The organism is Sphingomonas sp. MMS24-J13, from assembly GCF_044905095.1.
In the GTDB taxonomy this organism is placed as follows: Bacteria; Pseudomonadota; Alphaproteobacteria; order Sphingomonadales; family Sphingomonadaceae; genus Sphingomonas_I.
Genome location: NZ_CP173258.1, coordinates 4,105,283 through 4,121,494, shown reverse-complemented (window position 1 = coordinate 4,121,494; position 16,212 = coordinate 4,105,283). Strand labels below are relative to the sequence as shown.

Genomic DNA, 16,212 nt, shown 5'->3' with positions numbered 1-16,212 from the left:
CGAAGCGCCGACGCGATGGGAAGCAGGATCACATGTGGATCACGCGCCCATAGGCCGCGAGCACGCTCTCATGCATCGCTTCGGACAGGGTCGGGTGCGGGAAGATGGTTTCCATCAAATCCGCCTCGGTCGTCTCCAGCTGCTTGGCGACGGTGTAGCCTTCGATCAGCTCGGTCACTTCGGGGCCGGCCATGTGCGCGCCGAGCAATTCGCCGGTCTTGGCGTCGAACACCGTCTTCACGAAGCCTTCGGCCTCGCCGAGTGCAATCGCCTTGCCGTTGCCGATAAAGGGGAATTTGCCGACCTTCACCTCGTAACCGGCCTCCTTCGCCTTGGCCTCGGTCAGCCCGACGCTCGCCACCTGCGGACGCGAGTAAGTGCAGCCCGGGATCTTGCGCACGTCCATCGCGTGCGGGTGCAGCCCGGCGATCGCCTCGACCGCGATGATGCCTTCATGGCTCGCTTTGTGTGCCAGCCACGGTGCACCGGTGATATCGCCGATCGCGTAGATGCCGTCGACATTGGTCTTGCAGGTCGCGTCCGCCACGACATGACCGCGATCGGTTTTGATGCCCAAAGCCTCCAGCCCGATATTCTCGGTATTGGCGACGATGCCGACCGCGACGATGACGTGGCTATATTCGCGCGCTTCAGTCTTGCCGTCGGGCAACTTGATCGTGGCGGTGACCGAGCGGCCGGGCTTCACGTCGATCTTCTCGACGCCGTGCTTGGGCAACACGGTCATGCCCTGCTTCTCGAACTGCTTCTGGACGAAGGCCGACACCTCCGCATCCTCGACCGGCAGGATGCGATCGAGCATCTCGACGATCGTCACCTTGGCGCCCATGTCCGAATAGAAGCTCGCGAATTCGCATCCGATCGCGCCCGATCCGATGACGAGCAGGTTGGTCGGCATTTCCGACGGGGTCATCGCATGGCGATAGGTCCAGATGCGATCGCCATCGGCCTTGGCGAAGGGCAGGTCGCGCGCCCGCGCGCCGGTGGCGAGGATGATACTCTTCGCCACCACCTCGGTCGTCACGTCGCCATTCTTGACGGTGATCTTGCCCTTGGCGGTGAGCGTGCCGGTACCCTCGACGACGGTGACCTTGTTCTTCTTCATCAACCCCTTGACGCCGGCGTTGAGCTGGCCCGCGACCTTGCGGCTGCGATCGACGATCTTGGGAAGATCGAACCCCGCCTTCTCGACCGACAGGCCGTAAGCGGAAGCGTGGGTCATGTAATGATAGACTTCGGAGGTACGCAGAAGCGCCTTGGTCGGGATACAGCCCCAGTTGAGGCAGATGCCGCCCAGCCGCTCGCGCTCGATGATCGCCACCGTCATGCCCAGCTGCGCCGCGCGAATCGCCGCGACATAGCCGCCGGGCCCCGAGCCGAGGATTGCGAGATCGTAAGTGTCAGCCAAAGGTGCCTCCTTCTAGCCCCTCTCCCTTTATGGGAGAGGGGTTGGGGAGAGGGTCCGACAAGGCGTTGAAGATCGCCGTCAGCACGCTCTCTTGTTCGTTGAGAATATGGTGGTTCCAGAAGCGGATTACACGCCAGCCCTGGGACGCGAGCCAGGCGTCACGGCGTGCATCATGTGCACTTTCGACATGCTGGCTCCCATCGGCTTCGACGATCAGTCGTGCGGCCGGACAGGCGAAATCCACGATGTAGTAACCGATCGGATATTGCCGGCGGAATTTCCATCTCTCGAACCGCTTGGCGCGGAGCAGCTTCCAGAGACTTTGCTCGGCTTCGGTCTGGTTGCGGCGAAGCGCACGGGCGCGTTCGCGGATAGGCCCTCTCCCCAACCCCTCTCCCATGAAGGGAGAGGGGCTTTCGGGCAGCGCCTGCATCACTGATTGATCACCCTCGGCCGCCGATCCCCGTCGATCGCGACGAAGGTGAAGATGGCGTGGGTGACCTTGAAGCTTTCCTCGCCGTCGCGGGTGCGGCTCCAGGCGGCGACGTCGATCTTCATGCTCGTGCGGCCGACCGAGGCGATCTCGGCATAGACCGAGAGCACGTCGCCGACCCGGACCGGGCGGTGGAAGGTCATGCCGTCGACCGCGATCGTCACCGCGCGCCCCTTGGAATAGCGCGCCGCGACCGTGCCCGCGGCCGAATCCATCATGCTCAGCAGCCAGCCGCCGAAGATGTCGCCATATGGATTGGTGTCCGCCGGCATCGCCACCACGCGGATGGCGGGTTCGCCAGACGGCGGCGTGTCATCATCGGTCAAGCGAGCATCCCCAGAGGGTTCTCCACGAGTCGCTTGAACGCCGCCATGAAGGCCGCGCCGTCGGCGCCGTCGATCGCGCGGTGATCGAAGCTGCCGGTCGCGCTCATCACGGTCGCGACCTTGATCTCGTCATTGACGACGTAAGGCCGCTTCTCGCCAGCGCCGATCGCGAGGATCATCGCCTGCGGCGGGTTGATGATCGCCTCGAACTGCTTGATCCCGTACATGCCCATATTCGACAGGCTGGCGGTGCCGCCGGTGAATTCATGCGGCTGCAATTTGCCCTCACGAGCCCGCCCGGCGAGATCCTTGATCTCCGTGGCGATCGCCGACAGCGACTTGGTGTCGGCACCCGTCACCACCGGGGTGATCAGACCGCCGGGAATCGAAACCGCGACCGAGATGTCGGCGCGCTTGAACTGGATGAGCGTGTCGCCCGCGAACTGAACGTTGCACGACGAGACTTCCATCAAGGCTGCGGCCTGCGCCTTGATCAGCATGTCGTTGACCGACAGCTTAACGCCGCGACTCTCGAGCCCCTTGTTGAGTTCGCCGCGCAGCTTGAGCAGCGCATCGAGCTGGATATCGACCGTCAGGTAGATGTGCGGAACCTGCTGCTTCGACTCGCTCAGGCGGCGCGCGATCGTCTTGCGCATGTTGGAGAGCTTGATGACCTCGTGCGGCACGCCCTCGGGTGCTGCGGCCGGTGCTGGCGCAGCCTTGGGCGCTTCGGCGGCCGGGGCAGCGGCAGGCGCTGCTGCTGCGGGCTTGGCGGTGGCGGGCTTGGCGCCTTCGAGGTCCGCCTTGACGATACGGCCGTTGGGACCGGTGCCCGTCAGCGTGGCGAGATCGACGCCCTGCTGTTCGGCCAGGCGGCGCGCGAGCGGGCTCGCCTTGACGCGGTCGCCCGCTGCGGCCGGAATCGCTGCGGCCTTCGGTGTCTCCGCTTTGGCGACTTCAGGTTCCTTCTGCGGCTCGGCCTTCTTGGGCGCAGCAGCCGGAGCGGCGTCGGCCTTGGGAGCGGCCGTAGCGGAAGCATCCTCGCCTTCGCCCAGGATCACCATGATCGTCGCACCGACCTTCACACCATCGGTGCCTTCGGCCACCAGCAGCTTCTGGACAGTGCCTTCGTCGATGGTCTCGAACTCCATCGTCGCCTTGTCGGTCTCGATCTCGGCGAGGATGTCGCCGGACTTGACCGTGTCGCCCTCCTTGACCAGCCACTTGGCGAGGGTGCCCTCCTCCATCGTCGGGGAAAGCGCAGGCATCTTGATTTCGATCGGCATGTATCAGCCACTCCGGATGGGCGGGCGTTTCGCGGCCCATTTCGGCCAGCGCCGCCACCCGGTCAAGGCTGCTTGCCTAAGCCGATGCGAGAGAGCACCTGTGCACCCATGGCAGCAGTGCGCACCTACCTCTCCGTGATCGACGATCAGCCCGAGGCCCGAACCGCCTTGCGCTTCGCCGCGCGGCGCGCCGCCAAGACCGGCGGCGCGGTGCTGATCCTCGCACTCGTGCCCGCTCCCGAGTTCGTCCAATGGTCGGGCGTGCAGGCCGCGATGGAGGAGGAGGAGCGCCTGCGGGTCGAGGCGATGGTGACGCAGGCGGCAGGGTCATTGTTCGAGGAGACGGGACTGAAGCCCGAAATATTGGTGCGGCAGGGTGATCCGGTGACGGTGGTGCGGGCCCTGCTCGACGAGCGGCCCGAAGTGGCGGCGTTGGTGCTGGGGGCCAAAGCCGCGGCGGGGCCGGGCCCACTGGTGGCCCACTTTGCGGGCGCGGAGGCCGGGCAGATGCCCTGCCCTGTGATGATCATTCCCGGCGGGTTGAGCGATGAGGCGCTGGATCGGCTGAGCTGAGCCAAAGATCCTCCCCGGCACGGGGAGGGGGACCGCGGCGCGAAGCGGCGTGGTGGAGGGGGCGTGCCACAAGCGCTGCGCCCAGCCGGTCTCCCCCTCCACCATGCTGCGCATGGTCCCCCTCCCCGTGCCGGGGAGGATTTAACCGTTGCGCCGTGCCGTCAGGAAATAATCCATTGCCAGGTTGCCCGACACCGCGAACCCCGACCGCGGGTCGAAGCTCAGCCCGGCCGTATCGACCACCGCCAACCCCGCCGCCTCGACCAGCCCGGTCAATTCCCCGGGCGTCAGGAATTTGCTCCAGTCGTGCGTGCCCTTCGGCACCATGCCGAACCCTTCGCCGATCGTGATCAGCGCCAGTTTCGACAAAGGCGTCCGATTCGGCGTCGAGAGAATCAACAGACCGTCATCGGCCAATGCCCCGGCCAGCCCGGCGACGAAGTCCGCCGGATCGGTCACATGCTCGACCACCTCCATCGACACGACCAGATCGAATCGCTCGCCCGCCAGCGCCTCGATCCCGCAGGCGCGATAATCGATCGCGAGCCCCTGCCCTTCGGCATGCGCCTTCGCCACCGCGATATTCTCGGGCGCGGCGTCGATGCCCGTGACCGCGGCACCGAGCCGGGCCAGCGGCTCCGACAAAAGCCCCGCGCCGCATCCGACGTCCAACGCACTTTTGCCCGCCAACGGGCGCCGATTGCGCGGATCGAGTCCCCACGCATCGTCGATCCGCGTCCGCGCGTAGCCGAGCCGCGCCGGATTGAGCCGGTGCAGCATCGCCGAGGGACCTTTGGGATCCCACCACTCGGCGGCCTGCGCGCCGAAATGCGCGGCCTCCCTGGGATCAATGGTGTGTGTTGCGTTCATGGAACGACGCCGCTAGCAGGCCCGCTGGCCACCCCCAAGGCCATTTCCAGCAATTTAATTACGAAGATTGACGCTCCATGGCCCGTATCGTGATGAAGTTCGGCGGCACATCGATGGCCGGGATCGAACGCATTCGTAACGTGGCGGCCCGCGTCAAACGCGAAGTGGAGCGCGGCAACGAGGTCGCGGTCGTCGTCTCGGCGATGGCGGGCGAGACCGATCGGCTGGTCAATTTCTGCCGCGAGGCGAGCCCGCTCTACGATCCCAAGGAATATGACGTCGTCGTCGCCGCCGGCGAGCAGGTGACGAGCGGACTGCTCGCCATCACGCTCCAGGCGATGGGGGTGAAGGCGCGCTCGTGGCTCGGCTGGCAATTGCCGATCGCCACCTCGGATGCCCACGCCTCGGCACGCATCGCCACGATCGACACCGACAAGCTCGCCCAGGCGATGCGCGATGGCGAAGTCGCGGTGATCCCGGGTTTTCAGGGCATGACCGAGGAAGGCCGCGTCACCACGCTCGGCCGCGGCGGATCGGATACGTCGGCGGTCGCGGTCGCGGCGGCGATGAAGGCCGATCGCTGCGACATCTACACCGACGTCGACGGCGTCTACACCACCGATCCGCGCATCGTACCCAAGGCGCGCAAGCTCCAATATGTCACCTACGAGGAGATGCTGGAGCTGGCGAGCGTCGGCGCCAAGGTGCTGCAGACCCGCTCGGTCGGCCTGGCGATGAAGGAAAGGGTGCGCGTCCAGGTGCTCTCCTCCTTCGGTGATGCGCCCGACGGAGGGGATCTGCCCGGCACGATGATCGTGGACGAAAACGAGATCGAAGGAAGCACCATGGAACGCCAGCTCATCACCGGCATCGCTCACGACAAGAACGAGGCGAAGGTCACTCTCACCGCCGTGCCGGACAAGCCTGGCGCGGTCGCCAACATCTTCGGCCCGCTCGCCGATGCCAACATCAACGTCGACATGATCGTGCAGAATGTGGCGCACGATACCGGATCGACCGACGTGACCTTCACCGTGCCTCGCGCCGAGCTGGCGCGCGCGCTCGATGTGCTGGACAAGGCGCGGGGCTCGATCGGCTTCGACAAGGTGGTGCACGACACCAGCGTCTCGAAGATCAGCGTCGTCGGCGTCGGCATGCGCAGCCATGCCGGTGTCGCGGCGCAGATGTTCAAGGCACTCGCCGATCGCGGCATCAACGTGCTCGCGATCACGACCAGCGAGATCAAGGTCTCGGTGCTGATCCACGAGGATTATACCGAACTGGCCGTGCGCGTGCTCCACACCGCCTACGGGCTCGACGCGACCGACGAAGCGGCGTGAGCTGAGCCTCCTCTCCTCCCGCGCGGAGGGGATCGAGGTGTGGCGGGCTTATAGTCGTTCGATCTCAGCCCGCGGGGCGCCGGCTTTTACAAGAACGGCCTTACGGCTCGACCGGCATCGGCTCGACCGCCGCCGCGCCTGCCTAATCATCCTCGCCAACGACGTGGGCGACACTGGCATGCCCTGAGCATGGGAATTGCGAGGGTTCCCGATCGCGGCAAGTGGCTTTGCACCACACGCGCTGCGGCGCTATGGCGCGAGGATGAACGATACCACTCCCGCCGAAACCGCGCCGGCCACGACCGCCGACACGCCGCCCGATCGCCTGTCGGTCGATCCCAACAGCCCATGGTTCAACGGCGATGCGCTCGGGCGCGGCGTCGGCATCGTCTTCAAGGGCACCGAGCGTTTCAACGTCGAGGAATATTGCGTCAGCGAGGGCTGGGTGCGGCTGTCGATGGCCAAGACCCGCGATCGCAAGGGCAATCCGCTGACGATGAAGCTTTCCGGCCCGGTCGAGCCATTTTTCCGCGATGCCCCGGCCAAGGAACAGGCTGACTGAATGCTCGTTACGCCTCCGCTAACTCTTTGAAGGGGTTGGCCAACAGGAGGACGATAATGGGTAAGGCATTCATTCTCTGGCTTCTCGGCGTACCGCTGGGCATCGTGCTTCTGCTTTATATCTTCTTCTTCAGATAGGATGATGCCGTGGGGGAGGAAGACAAGACCGAAGCCGAGTTGACCGGCGCCGAGCCCAGCCGGCGCAGGCGCCCCCAGACGCGCGAGATCGCCGGACGAAAGCTTAAGCCATCGACCCAGATGATGGGACATGGCTATGATCCGATGCTTTCGGAGGGGTCGCTCAAGCCCCCTGTCTTCCTCACCTCTACCTATGTTTTCGAAAGCGCTGCGGCCGGCAAGCGCCACTTCGAAGGCGTCACCGGCAAGCGCCCGGGCGGGGCCGAAGGCCTTGTCTATTCGCGTTTCAACGGCCCCAATCAGGAAATATTGGAGGATCGGCTCGGCATCTGGGAAGGCGCCGAGGACGCACTGACTTTCTCATCCGGCATGGCCGCGATCGCGACGGTGTTGCTGGCCTTGGTCCAGCCGGGCGATACCATCGTCCATTCAGCGCCGCTCTATGCCGCCACCGAGACGTTGATCGGCAAGGTGCTTGGCCGCTTCGGTGTCCACTGGCTCGATTTCCCGGCGGGTGCATCGCGCGCCGAGATCGAAGCGGTACTGACCAAGGCCAAAGGTTCGGGGCGCGTCGCCCTGATCTATCTCGAAAGCCCGGCCAACCCGACAAATCAGCTGGTCGATATCGAAGCCGTCGCCGCCGCGCGCGATGCCTTGTTCGGGGCAGACGGCCCGCCGATCGCGATCGACAACACCTTCCTGGGCCCGCTGTGGCAGCAGCCGCTGCGCTTCGGCGCAGATCTCGTACTGTACAGCCTCACCAAATATGCTGGCGGGCACAGCGATCTGGTCGCGGGTGGTGCGGTCGGCACCAAGGCCGCGCTCGGCCCGATTCGCGCGATGCGCAATACGATCGGGACGATCCTCGATCCGCACCCCGCATGGATGCTGCTGCGCAGCCTCGAAACGCTGGAGCTGCGCATGAGCCGCGCGGGCGAGAATGCCGCCAGGGTCTGCGGCTGGCTCAAGGATCATCCCAAGGTCGAGCATGTCGGCTACCTCGGCTTCCTCGAGGAGGGATCGAGCCAGCAGGATATTTTCCGACGCCACTGCACCGGCGCGGGATCGACCTTCTCGCTCTATCTCAAGGGCGGCGAGCCCGAGGCGTTCCGCTTCCTCGATGCGCTCAAGATCGCCAAGCTGGCGGTCAGCCTCGGCGGCACCGAGACGCTCGCCAGCCATCCGGCCGGCATGACCCATTTGTCGGTGCCGCAGGCGCGCAAGGATGCGCTGGGAATCGGCGACAATCTGGTGCGAATCTCGATCGGCGTCGAGGATGCCGACGACCTTATTGCGGATTTCGAACAGGCGCTGGCGGCGGTGTGATCCGCTGCAGCCCGATGATGTCGATCGGGCCGTCTTCCCATGTTGCGACGATCCTGCGGCCGCGATGGAGCTCGGCCAGGAACATGTCATCCGGGTCATAAGTCGTCGCCCCCAGTCGCAGTAGCCAGATGGTCGGCACTGCCCGGGTCTGCGGTTCGTCCGCAATCGCGCGCAAGCGCGCCCGCGGGAGCGAGACGACCCCGCGGCTGCCCGTCGGGTACCAACCGCCCGGCTGGTCGAAACTCGGCACCGGGGCAGGGATCGAACGGATCGGGAGCGGCGTGCCGACGTCACGCAACGCGAAAGCCAGAGGCAACGCACCTTCATTGGGATAAGCGAAGATCTGGTCGCCGGGGCGGAAGTTGCGCTTCAGCCAAGCGACAGTGGGATACCAGTCCTGTATCGGCCCTCCCTGGCGGGCCTGCACATCGACCGCGAGCATGTTGGTCGCAAGAACGAAGGCGCAGCCGAGCCCGAGCCAGCGTCGAACATCGGCGAAGGCAACTGCGCCGATCGCGCAGAGGATCAAGGCCGGCACCGCCACCGGCGCCATCGTCCGCGTGATGAAGACCGGGGCGACCGTCATCGAGAGCAGCACCGACAGCAGCACGGGCACCAATGCCAGCACGGCAAGCATCGAGAAGGCGCGCCGGCCTGGCCCCGATCGCCAGCAGGCCGCCAGCGCCAGCCCGATCAGCAGTAAAGCCGCAAGGACGGGCAAGCCCGGCGCGGCATAGAGCATCGGCAGATGATCGCGGAGAGCGCTCAAACCAAAGCGCAGCCAGGTCGAGCTCACCCAGGTCGGTGCCTGGCCGAGCAGGATCAGAAGCCCGGGGACATAAGCGAGCGCGACCGCGAGATGGCCGCCGATCAGCCACGCCCAATCGCGCCGACCGAGCCCCGGCCGCAGCAACGCGCAGCCGAGCGCACCCGTGAGCGCGACCGCATAAAGTGGCCCCAGATTGTGAAGCCACAACATCGCCTCGACCAGCAGCAGATAGAGAACGAAGCTTCGGCCGCCGATCGACCGCGTCCGCGCAAGCTGCAACTGGAGCGCGGTCGCCCCCGCATAAACGAGAATCATCAGGGGATAGGGCCGCACCTGACGTGTCATCTCGACCAACGGTATCGCCACCCAGGCCAGCGCGAAGGCGACGAAAACGAGGCGCCGGCGGCGCGGCGCGTCCCAATCCAGCAGTCGCGCCGCCTCCTGCGCTGCCAGGGCCGCGATGAACGGCGTGCCGAGCCCGGCTACGCCCCCGAGCGCACGCAGGGCGATCAGGCCGTCTCCGAATAACAACGTCCACAGCCGCAGCAGCGAATAATAGAAGGGTGGGTGTGTCTCGTAGCGCGGCACCACATGCCACAAAAAGGCGAAACCATGATCCGCCGCATAAGCGCTATAGGCTTCGTCGAGCCACAATGGCTCGCCGGCGATCCCCCATAGGCGTATCACGATGCCGATCGCCAGAAAGAGGGCGGCACCGGCCCAGATCACCCTATTCTCGCGCATCACCTTGCCGGAATAGTCCGTACAACGCCGCGCTGGAAGCGATCCCCACTTGTCGCGCGCAAATGGTGCGCCATAAGGCGCTGACATGTTCCGCCCTGCGCTCCCTCCGGTCGAGCCTCCCGCAGGCTGGTGGAACAGCCGCTGGTTCCTGCTGCTGCTCGTCCTGATCGCGACAGTGCCGCTGATCCTGCCGATCACCCCGCCGCTGACCGACTTGCCCGAGCATATGGGGCGTTACCGCATCCAGCTTTCGGCGCCGTCGTCGCCTCTGCGATCCGAATATTTCAGCTTCCACTGGGCCTTCATCGCCAATCTCGGTTTCGATCTGGCGATCGTGCCGATGTCGGCCTTGTTCGGGCTGGAACTCGGCACCAAGCTGTTGGTCATCGGGCTGGTGCTCGCCACCGCGATCGGCATGCTCTGGATCGCCGCCGAAGTGCATGGCCGCGTGCCGCCCACCGCCCTGTTCGCTTTGCCCTTATGCTATAATTACCCGTTCATCTGGGGGTTCGTGAACTTCCTGCTGTCGATGGCGCTGGCGCTCAACGCTTACGCTCTGTGGCTGCGGCTGGGGCGACAAGGGCGGTTCGCGCTACGCCATGCACTGTTCGTCCCGATCGGCCTGATCCTCACCACCGCGCATATTTTCGGCTGGGCGGTGCTCTGCCTGCTCGCCTACGCGGCGGAGGTCGTGCGCGGGCGCGATGCCGGGCTGAAATTGTGGCCCAGCCTGTGGCGTGGCGGCCTTTCCTGCCTGTCGCTGGCTCCCCCATTGTTGCTGATGGTGCTCTGGCGCACCGATGATGCCGGCGGGGCCAATGTCGACTTCTTTTTCCTGCGCGCGAAATATGTCTACATGATCTCGTCGCTGCGCAGCCTGACGATGAATTTCGATCTGAACTGCGTCTTCCTGCTGTGCACCCTGATCGCGCTGGGGTTGGGCAGCGTGTGGGTGCGGATGAACCGCACGCTCGGCATCGCGGCGCTAATGCTGATGATCGCTTATGCGCTGCTGCCGCGCATTCTGATCGGATCGGCTTATGCCGACATGCGGCTGGCGCCCTATGTCATCGTAATCGCGCTGATCGCGCTCGCACCCAAATCGCCCTCGCGGCGGCAGGCGGCGATCGTCGCATGCGCCGCGACCGCCCTGTTCGTATGGCGGATAAGCCTGCTGACCGACGATTTCGCGCGACGCGACGCCAACAACCAGCATCAGCTGGAGGCGCTCGACCACATCCCCCCCAACAGCCGCGTCTTCGTGCAGGTCGCTCTACCTTGTCTCAACCGCTGGCAAACGTCGCGCATGGACCATCTGGGGGCGATTGCGATCGTGCGGCGGGACGCCTTCGCCAACGGCCAGTGGACCGCCCCGGGCGCGCAGCTGGTGCGGATCCAGTATCGGCCCGCCCGGCGCTATGCCGAGGATCCGACCGAAATCATGCGCCCGCGCGAATGCAGCTCACGCCGGCGCATGACCTATCCGACGATCATCAACACCCTGCCGCACAACGCCTTCGATTATGCGTGGATCATCGACATGCCGCGTGATCGCTGGAACAGCTTCCCGGGGCTGGTGCCGATCTGGACCGGCGGCGACCGCGGTATTCTCTATAAGGTCGTGCCGCCCGCCAGCGGCTCGGCGACGAGGCCGATCGAGACGCCCAGCGGAAAAAGCCCGCGCACGGCGGCGTAGCGCTCGGCACCGAACAGGCCCGCCAGCAATCGGTTGATCGGCGCAGGCGGCAGGACATCGTCATCGCCGCCTTCATGGCCTCGCAATTTGTTGAGCGCGCGAACGCCCACGATCAGCGGCAGCAGCAGACTGTTGAAAGCGCCGCGATGGAGCGTGCGGAAGCCGGCCCGCTTGACCACCCCCTCCAGTGTCTTGGCGGTGTAGCGCCGCTGATGGTGGTGCGCGACATCATGCCCGCTCCACAAAGCCGGAATGCCCGGTACGGTCAGCAAAAGGCGGCCGCCCGGGGCGAGCTTGGAGCGGAGCGCCGTCAGCGCGCCGTGATCGTCAGGAATATGTTCGAGCACATCGAGCAAGACGATCAGATCATAGCGCCCATCCTCGAGCGGGACGTTGGGCAGATAGCCGCCCTTGATCGCGATGCCGGTACGTTGCTCGGAAAAGGCCCGGGCATGATCGTCGGGCTCGATCGCATCGACCGTGCCGAATTCCTGCAGCAGGGCGATGTTCGATCCCGTGCCGCAACCGACCTCCAGGATGGTCAGCTTGCTCTTCTTCGGGGCAAATCGCTCGATCAGCGCGCGAATGATTTTGCGCCGGCCCACGAACCACCAATGGTCGCGGTCGATTTCGGCCATGCGATCGTAAACGGCGCGATCCATCAATCTTCCTTGTCGGCGATGCCGATCCGCTCGCGCACCACGTAGATCGGCCGACGCTTCGTTTCGACCAGAATCCGCCCGATATATTCGCCGAGCACGCCCAACGACAGCAGCTGAATGCCGCCCAGGAACAGCACGGCGACCATCATCGAGGCATAGCCCGCGACATCCACCCCGTAGAGGATCGTGCGCGCGATCAGGAAGAAGGCATAAGCCAGCGCCCCGACCGCGATTGCGCCGCCGATATAGCTCCAGACCCGCAGCGGCACGGTCGAGGCGGAGGTCAGCCCGTCCACCGCGAGTTTCCACAGCTTCAGATAGTTGAATTTGGTGGTACCGACCGCCCTTTCGGCGCGATCGTAATAGACCGCCGTCTGGCGGAAACCGCCCCAGGCGAACAGCCCCTTCATGAAGCGATTACGTTCCGGCATGGCGCGGATCACCTCCACGACACGACGATCGAGCAAGCGGAAATCGCCGGCATGTTCGGGGATCTTGTCATCCGAAAGCCAGTTATGCGCGCGGTAATACAGGTCTGCGGTCAACCGCTTCGGGAAGGAATCGGTCATGCGGTTACGACGCACGCCGTAGACGACCTCATGGCCTTCGCGCCAGCGATCGAGCATCTCGCCGATCACCTCGGGCGGATCCTGCATATCGACGTCGATGGGCACCACCGTGACACCCCTCGCATGGTCGAGCCCGGCCGAAAGCGCGGCTTCCTTGCCGAAATTGCGCGAGAGCGAGATCGCGGCGATCCGGGGATCGCGCGTGTGGCCCGCCATGATCGCCGCCAGCGTGGCATCCTGGCTGCCATCGTCGACGAACAGAATCTCCCACTCGACGGCAGCGCCCTCCGGCGTGCGCAACGCATCGAGCACGCCGGTGATGCGCGTCAGGAAAGGCGGGATAGCCTCTTCCTCGTCCTTGACCGGGACGATCAGTGAAAGCAGGGGAAGATCGTTCATGAAGGCATGTCAGCGGCGGCGCCGTTCCTAATATGTATCGCGCTTGGCAGCCTTTCGGTGGAAAGGCTTTTCACCGCGTCCGCTCTGAGCGCCCCAACCATCGACATCAGTGCCATATCGAAAAACCAGCGTCTATCGAAACACCCACAGCCGGTTAATGGCAAACAGAATGATCGGGTTGAAGAAGCAGATCGGCACCAAAGGCGCCAAGGTCGACAGATGCAGTCGCTCGGGCAGCAGCCAGGTCCAGAAGGCAGCCATCGCATAGCTGAGTATCGCCTGGAGGACGAAGCGTAGCTGCGTGCCCTGATTGCGGTCACCGTGCGCCCGGAAGGTAACGCGACTGTGGAGCATATACCCCGTCGCCACCGCGACCGCCTGCCCGAGCAGCGTCGCAATCTGGGGATGCGTGTGCAGGCTCCGCACCAAGACAGTATAAACGATCGCATAGAGCAGCGTGACCAGTCCGCCGTTCACGACATAGCGAATGAGCTGCCACAGCATTTCTCGCCGCGACCCGGCCACTATCACACGCACGCCCCTTGCTCTTTGCCCGACGCCCCGTAGAGCGCGAACGCCATCGAGGGAAGACAGTGGACGGACGACGGACCGGCGACGGAACACATTGGCAGCGCTGGTTCTTCGTCTTCTGGGCGGCGACCGCGATCTACATGCTCTATTACAAGTGGGCGGCGATCCACTGGTTCGCGCTGAGCGACACCGACGACAATATGCGCTTCGCACAGGTCCAGGCTCTGCTGCAGGGCCAGGGCTGGTTCGATCTGCGCCAGCACCGGATGAATCCGCCGACGGGCGTCTCGATCCACTGGTCTCGGCTGGTCGATCTGCCGATCGCGGCGCTGATGCTGCTGATCCAGCCCTTTGCCGGTGGGCAGGAGGCCGCGCGCTGGTCGTGCGCGATCGCGCCGATGCTGGCGCTGGGGCCGGCACTTTATGGCATGATGCTGACGGCGCGCCGGCTGGTCGATCAATGGGCCTTCACCCTCGCCGCCGCGATTCTCGTCTGCGCCAGCACGACCATGCTGATGTGGATGCCGCTGCGGGTCGATCACCATGGCTGGCAGCTCGCCAGCCTGATCATCACCGTCGCCGGCATGGCCGACGAGAAGCAGACGCGCGGGGGGCTGACCGCGGGCTTCGCGACCGCTTTCTCGCTCGCGATCGGGCTCGAGCTTCTACCCTATCTCGCCGTCACCGGCGCGCTGATCACCTTGTGGTGGATGATCGACGGCGGCCAGGCGCGGCGGCTGCGCGCTTATGGCGCCTCGCTCGCGGGCGGGACGGCGATCGGCTATGTCGCCTTCGGGTCGTTCGACAATGCCCAGCCGCTTTGCGACGCATTGACCCCGGTCTATCTGTCGACCCTGCTGTTCAGCGGCGGGCTGCTGGTGGCGCTCGCATCCTTGCCGTTCACCCATCGCTGGATGCGGGTCGTCGCGGCGCTGGCGGCTGCCGCGGCGATCGGCGGCTTTTATGTGTGGGCCTGGCCGCAATGCCTCGGTCGGCCCGAACATATCTCGCCCGAACTGGAGACGCTCTGGTTCAGCCATATCCGTGAGGCCAAGCCACTCTACCAGCATGGCTGGCGCATCGCCTTTCCCACGCTCAGCCTGTCGATCATCGGCGTGATCGGGGCGGCCGTGACCTTGTGGCGCGAGCGCAGGACCGATCGGTTCATGCCCTGGCTGCTCGTGAGTCTGCTGTCGCTGTTCGCGGCGCTGCTGCTGTTCTGGCAAACGCGTGCGGGACCGTCGTCGCAGTTGCTCGGCGCGATCGGCGCGACCGGGCTTGGCTGGCCGATGCTGCGCTGGACGCTCGCGCATCGCCTGATGCTGGTGCGCGTGTTCGGATCGGTGGCGGTATTCATCCTGGTATCGGGCGCATTCGCCGGATTGATCGTCCGAAATACGCCGCAGAAGGTGACGGTCTATCGCCACAAGGTCGATATCGCCAATCGCCGCTGTCCGACCTTGCCCGCACTGCGGCCGATCGCGGCGCTCCCGCCGCAGACGATCATGACCTTCGTCGATATGGGGCCACGGCTGCTTTCGGTGACCCGGCATAATGTGATCGCCGGTCCATACCATCGGGGCGGCGACGCCATTCTCGACGTCCAGCATAGCTTTCGCGCGACCGATCCCGAAGTGGCGCATGAGGTGATGCGTCGTCATGGCGCGAGCTTGCTGCTGCTGTGCCCGGGCATGAGCGAATCGACGGTCTACGCCAGCGAGGCCCCGAAGGGGTTCTACGTTCAGCTCAACGGCGGAAAGGTACCCGCCTGGCTCCAGCCAGTGCCGCTCCCAGCCGATTCGCCGTTCAAGCTCTGGCGCCGGGTGAATTGAGAGGCTTTCTTTAACGGTCAGCCGAAGCTGGCCTTCACGCCATCGATTACGAACTGCGCAGCCAATGCCGCCAGAAGCACACCCAGCACGCGGGTGATCATCGCCTCCAACTTGTCCCCCAGCACGCGCATGATCGCCCCCGCTGCCAGGAGCGCGATCACCGTCAGCACCAGCACCGAAGCAAGCGCCGCCAGCACGACCACCAAGGCCTGCCCATGATTGTGCGAGGTGACGAGCATCACCGTCGCGATCGATCCCGGCCCGGCGATCATCGGAATCGCCATCGGGAAAACCGAAATATCCTCCGGCTCCTCGCGATGCTCTTCGGCGTGGCGGCGATTGATCTCCTCGGCACGCCCCTCGCGCCGTTCGGTGCGTTTCTCGAACACCATCTCGAGCGCGATCAGGAACACCATGATCCCGCCGGCGATGCGGAACGCGGGCAGGCTGATGCCGAGCGCGCCGAGCAAAGGCTCGCCCACCAGCGCGAACAGGCTGAGGATGGCGGTCGCAATCAGTGTCGACCGCAGCGCCATGGTACGCCGGAAGGCATTGCTGCCCCCGCGCGTCAGGCTGGCGAAGATCGGCGCGCAACCGGGCGGATCGATCACCACGAAGAAGGTGACGAACGCCGAGAGGAACAGCGACAGCATCAGGTGGCGCGCGGCGGC

Annotated in this window: 16 protein-coding genes; 6 read left to right on the top strand and 10 right to left on the bottom strand. The window is 65.2% G+C overall.

Annotated features, from left to right (window positions below):
- Positions 1 to 28: 28 nt before the first annotated feature.
- Genes lpdA through AB4Z44_RS19000 form a run of 4 tightly spaced genes read right to left on the bottom strand, consistent with a single transcriptional unit; the run spans position 29 to position 3,531 of the window.
- A complete protein-coding gene (gene lpdA, locus AB4Z44_RS19015; RefSeq protein WP_404711227.1) occupies positions 29 to 1,426 on the bottom strand; it encodes a dihydrolipoyl dehydrogenase in 1,398 nt (465 codons plus the stop codon).
- Complete coding sequence (locus AB4Z44_RS19010) at positions 1,419 to 1,859, bottom strand: endonuclease domain-containing protein (RefSeq protein ID WP_404714284.1); 441 nt, start codon at positions 1,857 to 1,859, stop codon at positions 1,419 to 1,421. Before AB4Z44_RS19010 ends, lpdA begins: the two co-directional genes overlap by 8 nt.
- A complete protein-coding gene (locus AB4Z44_RS19005; RefSeq protein WP_404714283.1) occupies positions 1,859 to 2,191 on the bottom strand; it encodes an acyl-CoA thioesterase in 333 nt (110 codons plus the stop codon). Before AB4Z44_RS19005 ends, AB4Z44_RS19010 begins: the two co-directional genes overlap by 1 nt.
- Before the next feature lie 50 nt (positions 2,192 to 2,241).
- On the bottom strand, positions 2,242 to 3,531 hold the full coding sequence (locus AB4Z44_RS19000; RefSeq protein ID WP_404711226.1) for a pyruvate dehydrogenase complex dihydrolipoamide acetyltransferase: 1,290 nt from the start codon (positions 3,529 to 3,531) through the stop codon (positions 2,242 to 2,244).
- A 117-nt stretch (positions 3,532 to 3,648) separates the two neighbouring features.
- Here AB4Z44_RS19000 and AB4Z44_RS18995 point away from each other — a divergent pair, with 117 nt between their 5' ends.
- Positions 3,649 to 4,104 (top strand): universal stress protein, encoded by a 456-nt coding sequence (locus tag AB4Z44_RS18995; protein WP_404714282.1) that lies wholly within the window; start codon positions 3,649 to 3,651, stop codon positions 4,102 to 4,104.
- Positions 4,105 to 4,245: 141 nt separating this feature from the next.
- Here AB4Z44_RS18995 and ubiG read toward each other — a convergent pair whose 3' ends face one another.
- Entirely contained in the window at positions 4,246 to 4,974 is a 729-nt protein-coding gene (gene ubiG, locus AB4Z44_RS18990) for a bifunctional 2-polyprenyl-6-hydroxyphenol methylase/3-demethylubiquinol 3-O-methyltransferase UbiG (protein ID WP_404711225.1), read from the bottom strand.
- A 77-nt stretch (positions 4,975 to 5,051) separates the two neighbouring features.
- Here ubiG and AB4Z44_RS18985 point away from each other — a divergent pair, with 77 nt between their 5' ends.
- From AB4Z44_RS18985 to AB4Z44_RS18975, 3 genes are all read left to right on the top strand, one after another.
- Complete coding sequence (locus AB4Z44_RS18985) at positions 5,052 to 6,314, top strand: aspartate kinase (RefSeq protein WP_404711224.1); 1,263 nt, start codon at positions 5,052 to 5,054, stop codon at positions 6,312 to 6,314.
- A 262-nt stretch (positions 6,315 to 6,576) separates the two neighbouring features.
- Positions 6,577 to 6,876, top strand: coding sequence for a DUF3297 family protein (locus AB4Z44_RS18980; protein WP_404711223.1), 300 nt, complete (start codon positions 6,577 to 6,579; stop codon positions 6,874 to 6,876).
- A 146-nt stretch (positions 6,877 to 7,022) separates the two neighbouring features.
- Positions 7,023 to 8,339 (top strand): cystathionine gamma-synthase family protein, encoded by a 1,317-nt coding sequence (locus AB4Z44_RS18975; protein ID WP_404711222.1) that lies wholly within the window; start codon positions 7,023 to 7,025, stop codon positions 8,337 to 8,339.
- Here the strand turns inward: AB4Z44_RS18975 and AB4Z44_RS18970 are convergent.
- The gene (locus AB4Z44_RS18970) at positions 8,302 to 9,939 is read right to left on the bottom strand and encodes a hypothetical protein (RefSeq protein WP_404711221.1); all 1,638 of its coding nucleotides are present in this window, start codon (positions 9,937 to 9,939) and stop codon (positions 8,302 to 8,304) included. The genes AB4Z44_RS18975 and AB4Z44_RS18970 overlap by 38 nt on opposite strands.
- Here AB4Z44_RS18970 and AB4Z44_RS18965 point away from each other — a divergent pair.
- Positions 9,938 to 11,548 carry a hypothetical protein gene (locus AB4Z44_RS18965; RefSeq protein ID WP_404711220.1) on the top strand — a complete coding sequence of 537 codons (1,611 nt, stop codon included), beginning with the start codon at positions 9,938 to 9,940 and terminating at the stop codon, positions 11,546 to 11,548. The two genes, AB4Z44_RS18970 and AB4Z44_RS18965, sit on opposite strands and share 2 nt — an antisense overlap.
- Here AB4Z44_RS18965 and AB4Z44_RS18960 read toward each other — a convergent pair.
- From AB4Z44_RS18960 to AB4Z44_RS18950, 3 genes are all read right to left on the bottom strand, one after another.
- On the bottom strand, positions 11,464 to 12,210 hold the full coding sequence (locus tag AB4Z44_RS18960; RefSeq protein WP_404711219.1) for a class I SAM-dependent methyltransferase: 747 nt from the start codon (positions 12,208 to 12,210) through the stop codon (positions 11,464 to 11,466). The genes AB4Z44_RS18965 and AB4Z44_RS18960 overlap by 85 nt on opposite strands.
- Positions 12,210 to 13,178, bottom strand: coding sequence for a glycosyltransferase family 2 protein (locus AB4Z44_RS18955; protein WP_404711218.1), 969 nt, complete (start codon positions 13,176 to 13,178; stop codon positions 12,210 to 12,212). The genes AB4Z44_RS18960 and AB4Z44_RS18955 overlap by 1 nt, the downstream gene beginning before the upstream one ends.
- A gap of 132 nt (positions 13,179 to 13,310) precedes the next feature.
- A complete protein-coding gene (locus tag AB4Z44_RS18950) occupies positions 13,311 to 13,715 on the bottom strand; it encodes a GtrA family protein (RefSeq protein ID WP_404711217.1) in 405 nt (134 codons plus the stop codon).
- Positions 13,716 to 13,771: 56 nt separating this feature from the next.
- Between AB4Z44_RS18950 and AB4Z44_RS18945 the strand changes: the two genes are divergently transcribed.
- Positions 13,772 to 15,541 (top strand): AcrB/AcrD/AcrF family protein, encoded by a 1,770-nt coding sequence (locus tag AB4Z44_RS18945; protein ID WP_404711216.1) that lies wholly within the window; start codon positions 13,772 to 13,774, stop codon positions 15,539 to 15,541.
- A gap of 17 nt (positions 15,542 to 15,558) precedes the next feature.
- Here AB4Z44_RS18945 and AB4Z44_RS18940 read toward each other — a convergent pair whose 3' ends face one another.
- A complete protein-coding gene (locus AB4Z44_RS18940) occupies positions 15,559 to 16,194 on the bottom strand; it encodes a MarC family protein (RefSeq protein ID WP_404711215.1) in 636 nt (211 codons plus the stop codon).
- Positions 16,195 to 16,212: the final 18 nt, after the last annotated feature.

What these genes read in the sequence shown, in the direction of transcription:
- AB4Z44_RS19000 (WP_404711226.1), bottom strand. Translation starts at nt 3,531, where the DNA reads ATGCCGATCGAAATCAAGATGCCTGCGCTTTCCCCGACGATGGAGGAG.
- AB4Z44_RS18985 (WP_404711224.1), top strand. Translation starts at nt 5,052, where the DNA reads ATGGCCCGTATCGTGATGAAGTTCGGCGGCACATCGATGGCCGGGATC.
- AB4Z44_RS18955 (WP_404711218.1), bottom strand. Translation starts at nt 13,178, where the DNA reads ATGAACGATCTTCCCCTGCTTTCACTGATCGTCCCGGTCAAGGACGAG.
- AB4Z44_RS18940 (WP_404711215.1), bottom strand. Translation starts at nt 16,194, where the DNA reads ATGCTGTCGCTGTTCCTCTCGGCGTTCGTCACCTTCTTCGTGGTGATC.
- AB4Z44_RS18970 (WP_404711221.1), bottom strand. Translation starts at nt 9,939, where the DNA reads ATGTCAGCGCCTTATGGCGCACCATTTGCGCGCGACAAGTGGGGATCG.
- AB4Z44_RS19005 (WP_404714283.1), bottom strand. Translation starts at nt 2,191, where the DNA reads ATGCCGGCGGACACCAATCCATATGGCGACATCTTCGGCGGCTGGCTG.
- AB4Z44_RS18980 (WP_404711223.1), top strand. Translation starts at nt 6,577, where the DNA reads ATGAACGATACCACTCCCGCCGAAACCGCGCCGGCCACGACCGCCGAC.
- ubiG (WP_404711225.1), bottom strand. Translation starts at nt 4,974, where the DNA reads ATGAACGCAACACACACCATTGATCCCAGGGAGGCCGCGCATTTCGGC.
- AB4Z44_RS18960 (WP_404711219.1), bottom strand. Translation starts at nt 12,210, where the DNA reads ATGGATCGCGCCGTTTACGATCGCATGGCCGAAATCGACCGCGACCAT.
- AB4Z44_RS18965 (WP_404711220.1), top strand. Translation starts at nt 9,938, where the DNA reads ATGTTCCGCCCTGCGCTCCCTCCGGTCGAGCCTCCCGCAGGCTGGTGG.
- AB4Z44_RS19010 (WP_404714284.1), bottom strand. Translation starts at nt 1,859, where the DNA reads ATGCAGGCGCTGCCCGAAAGCCCCTCTCCCTTCATGGGAGAGGGGTTG.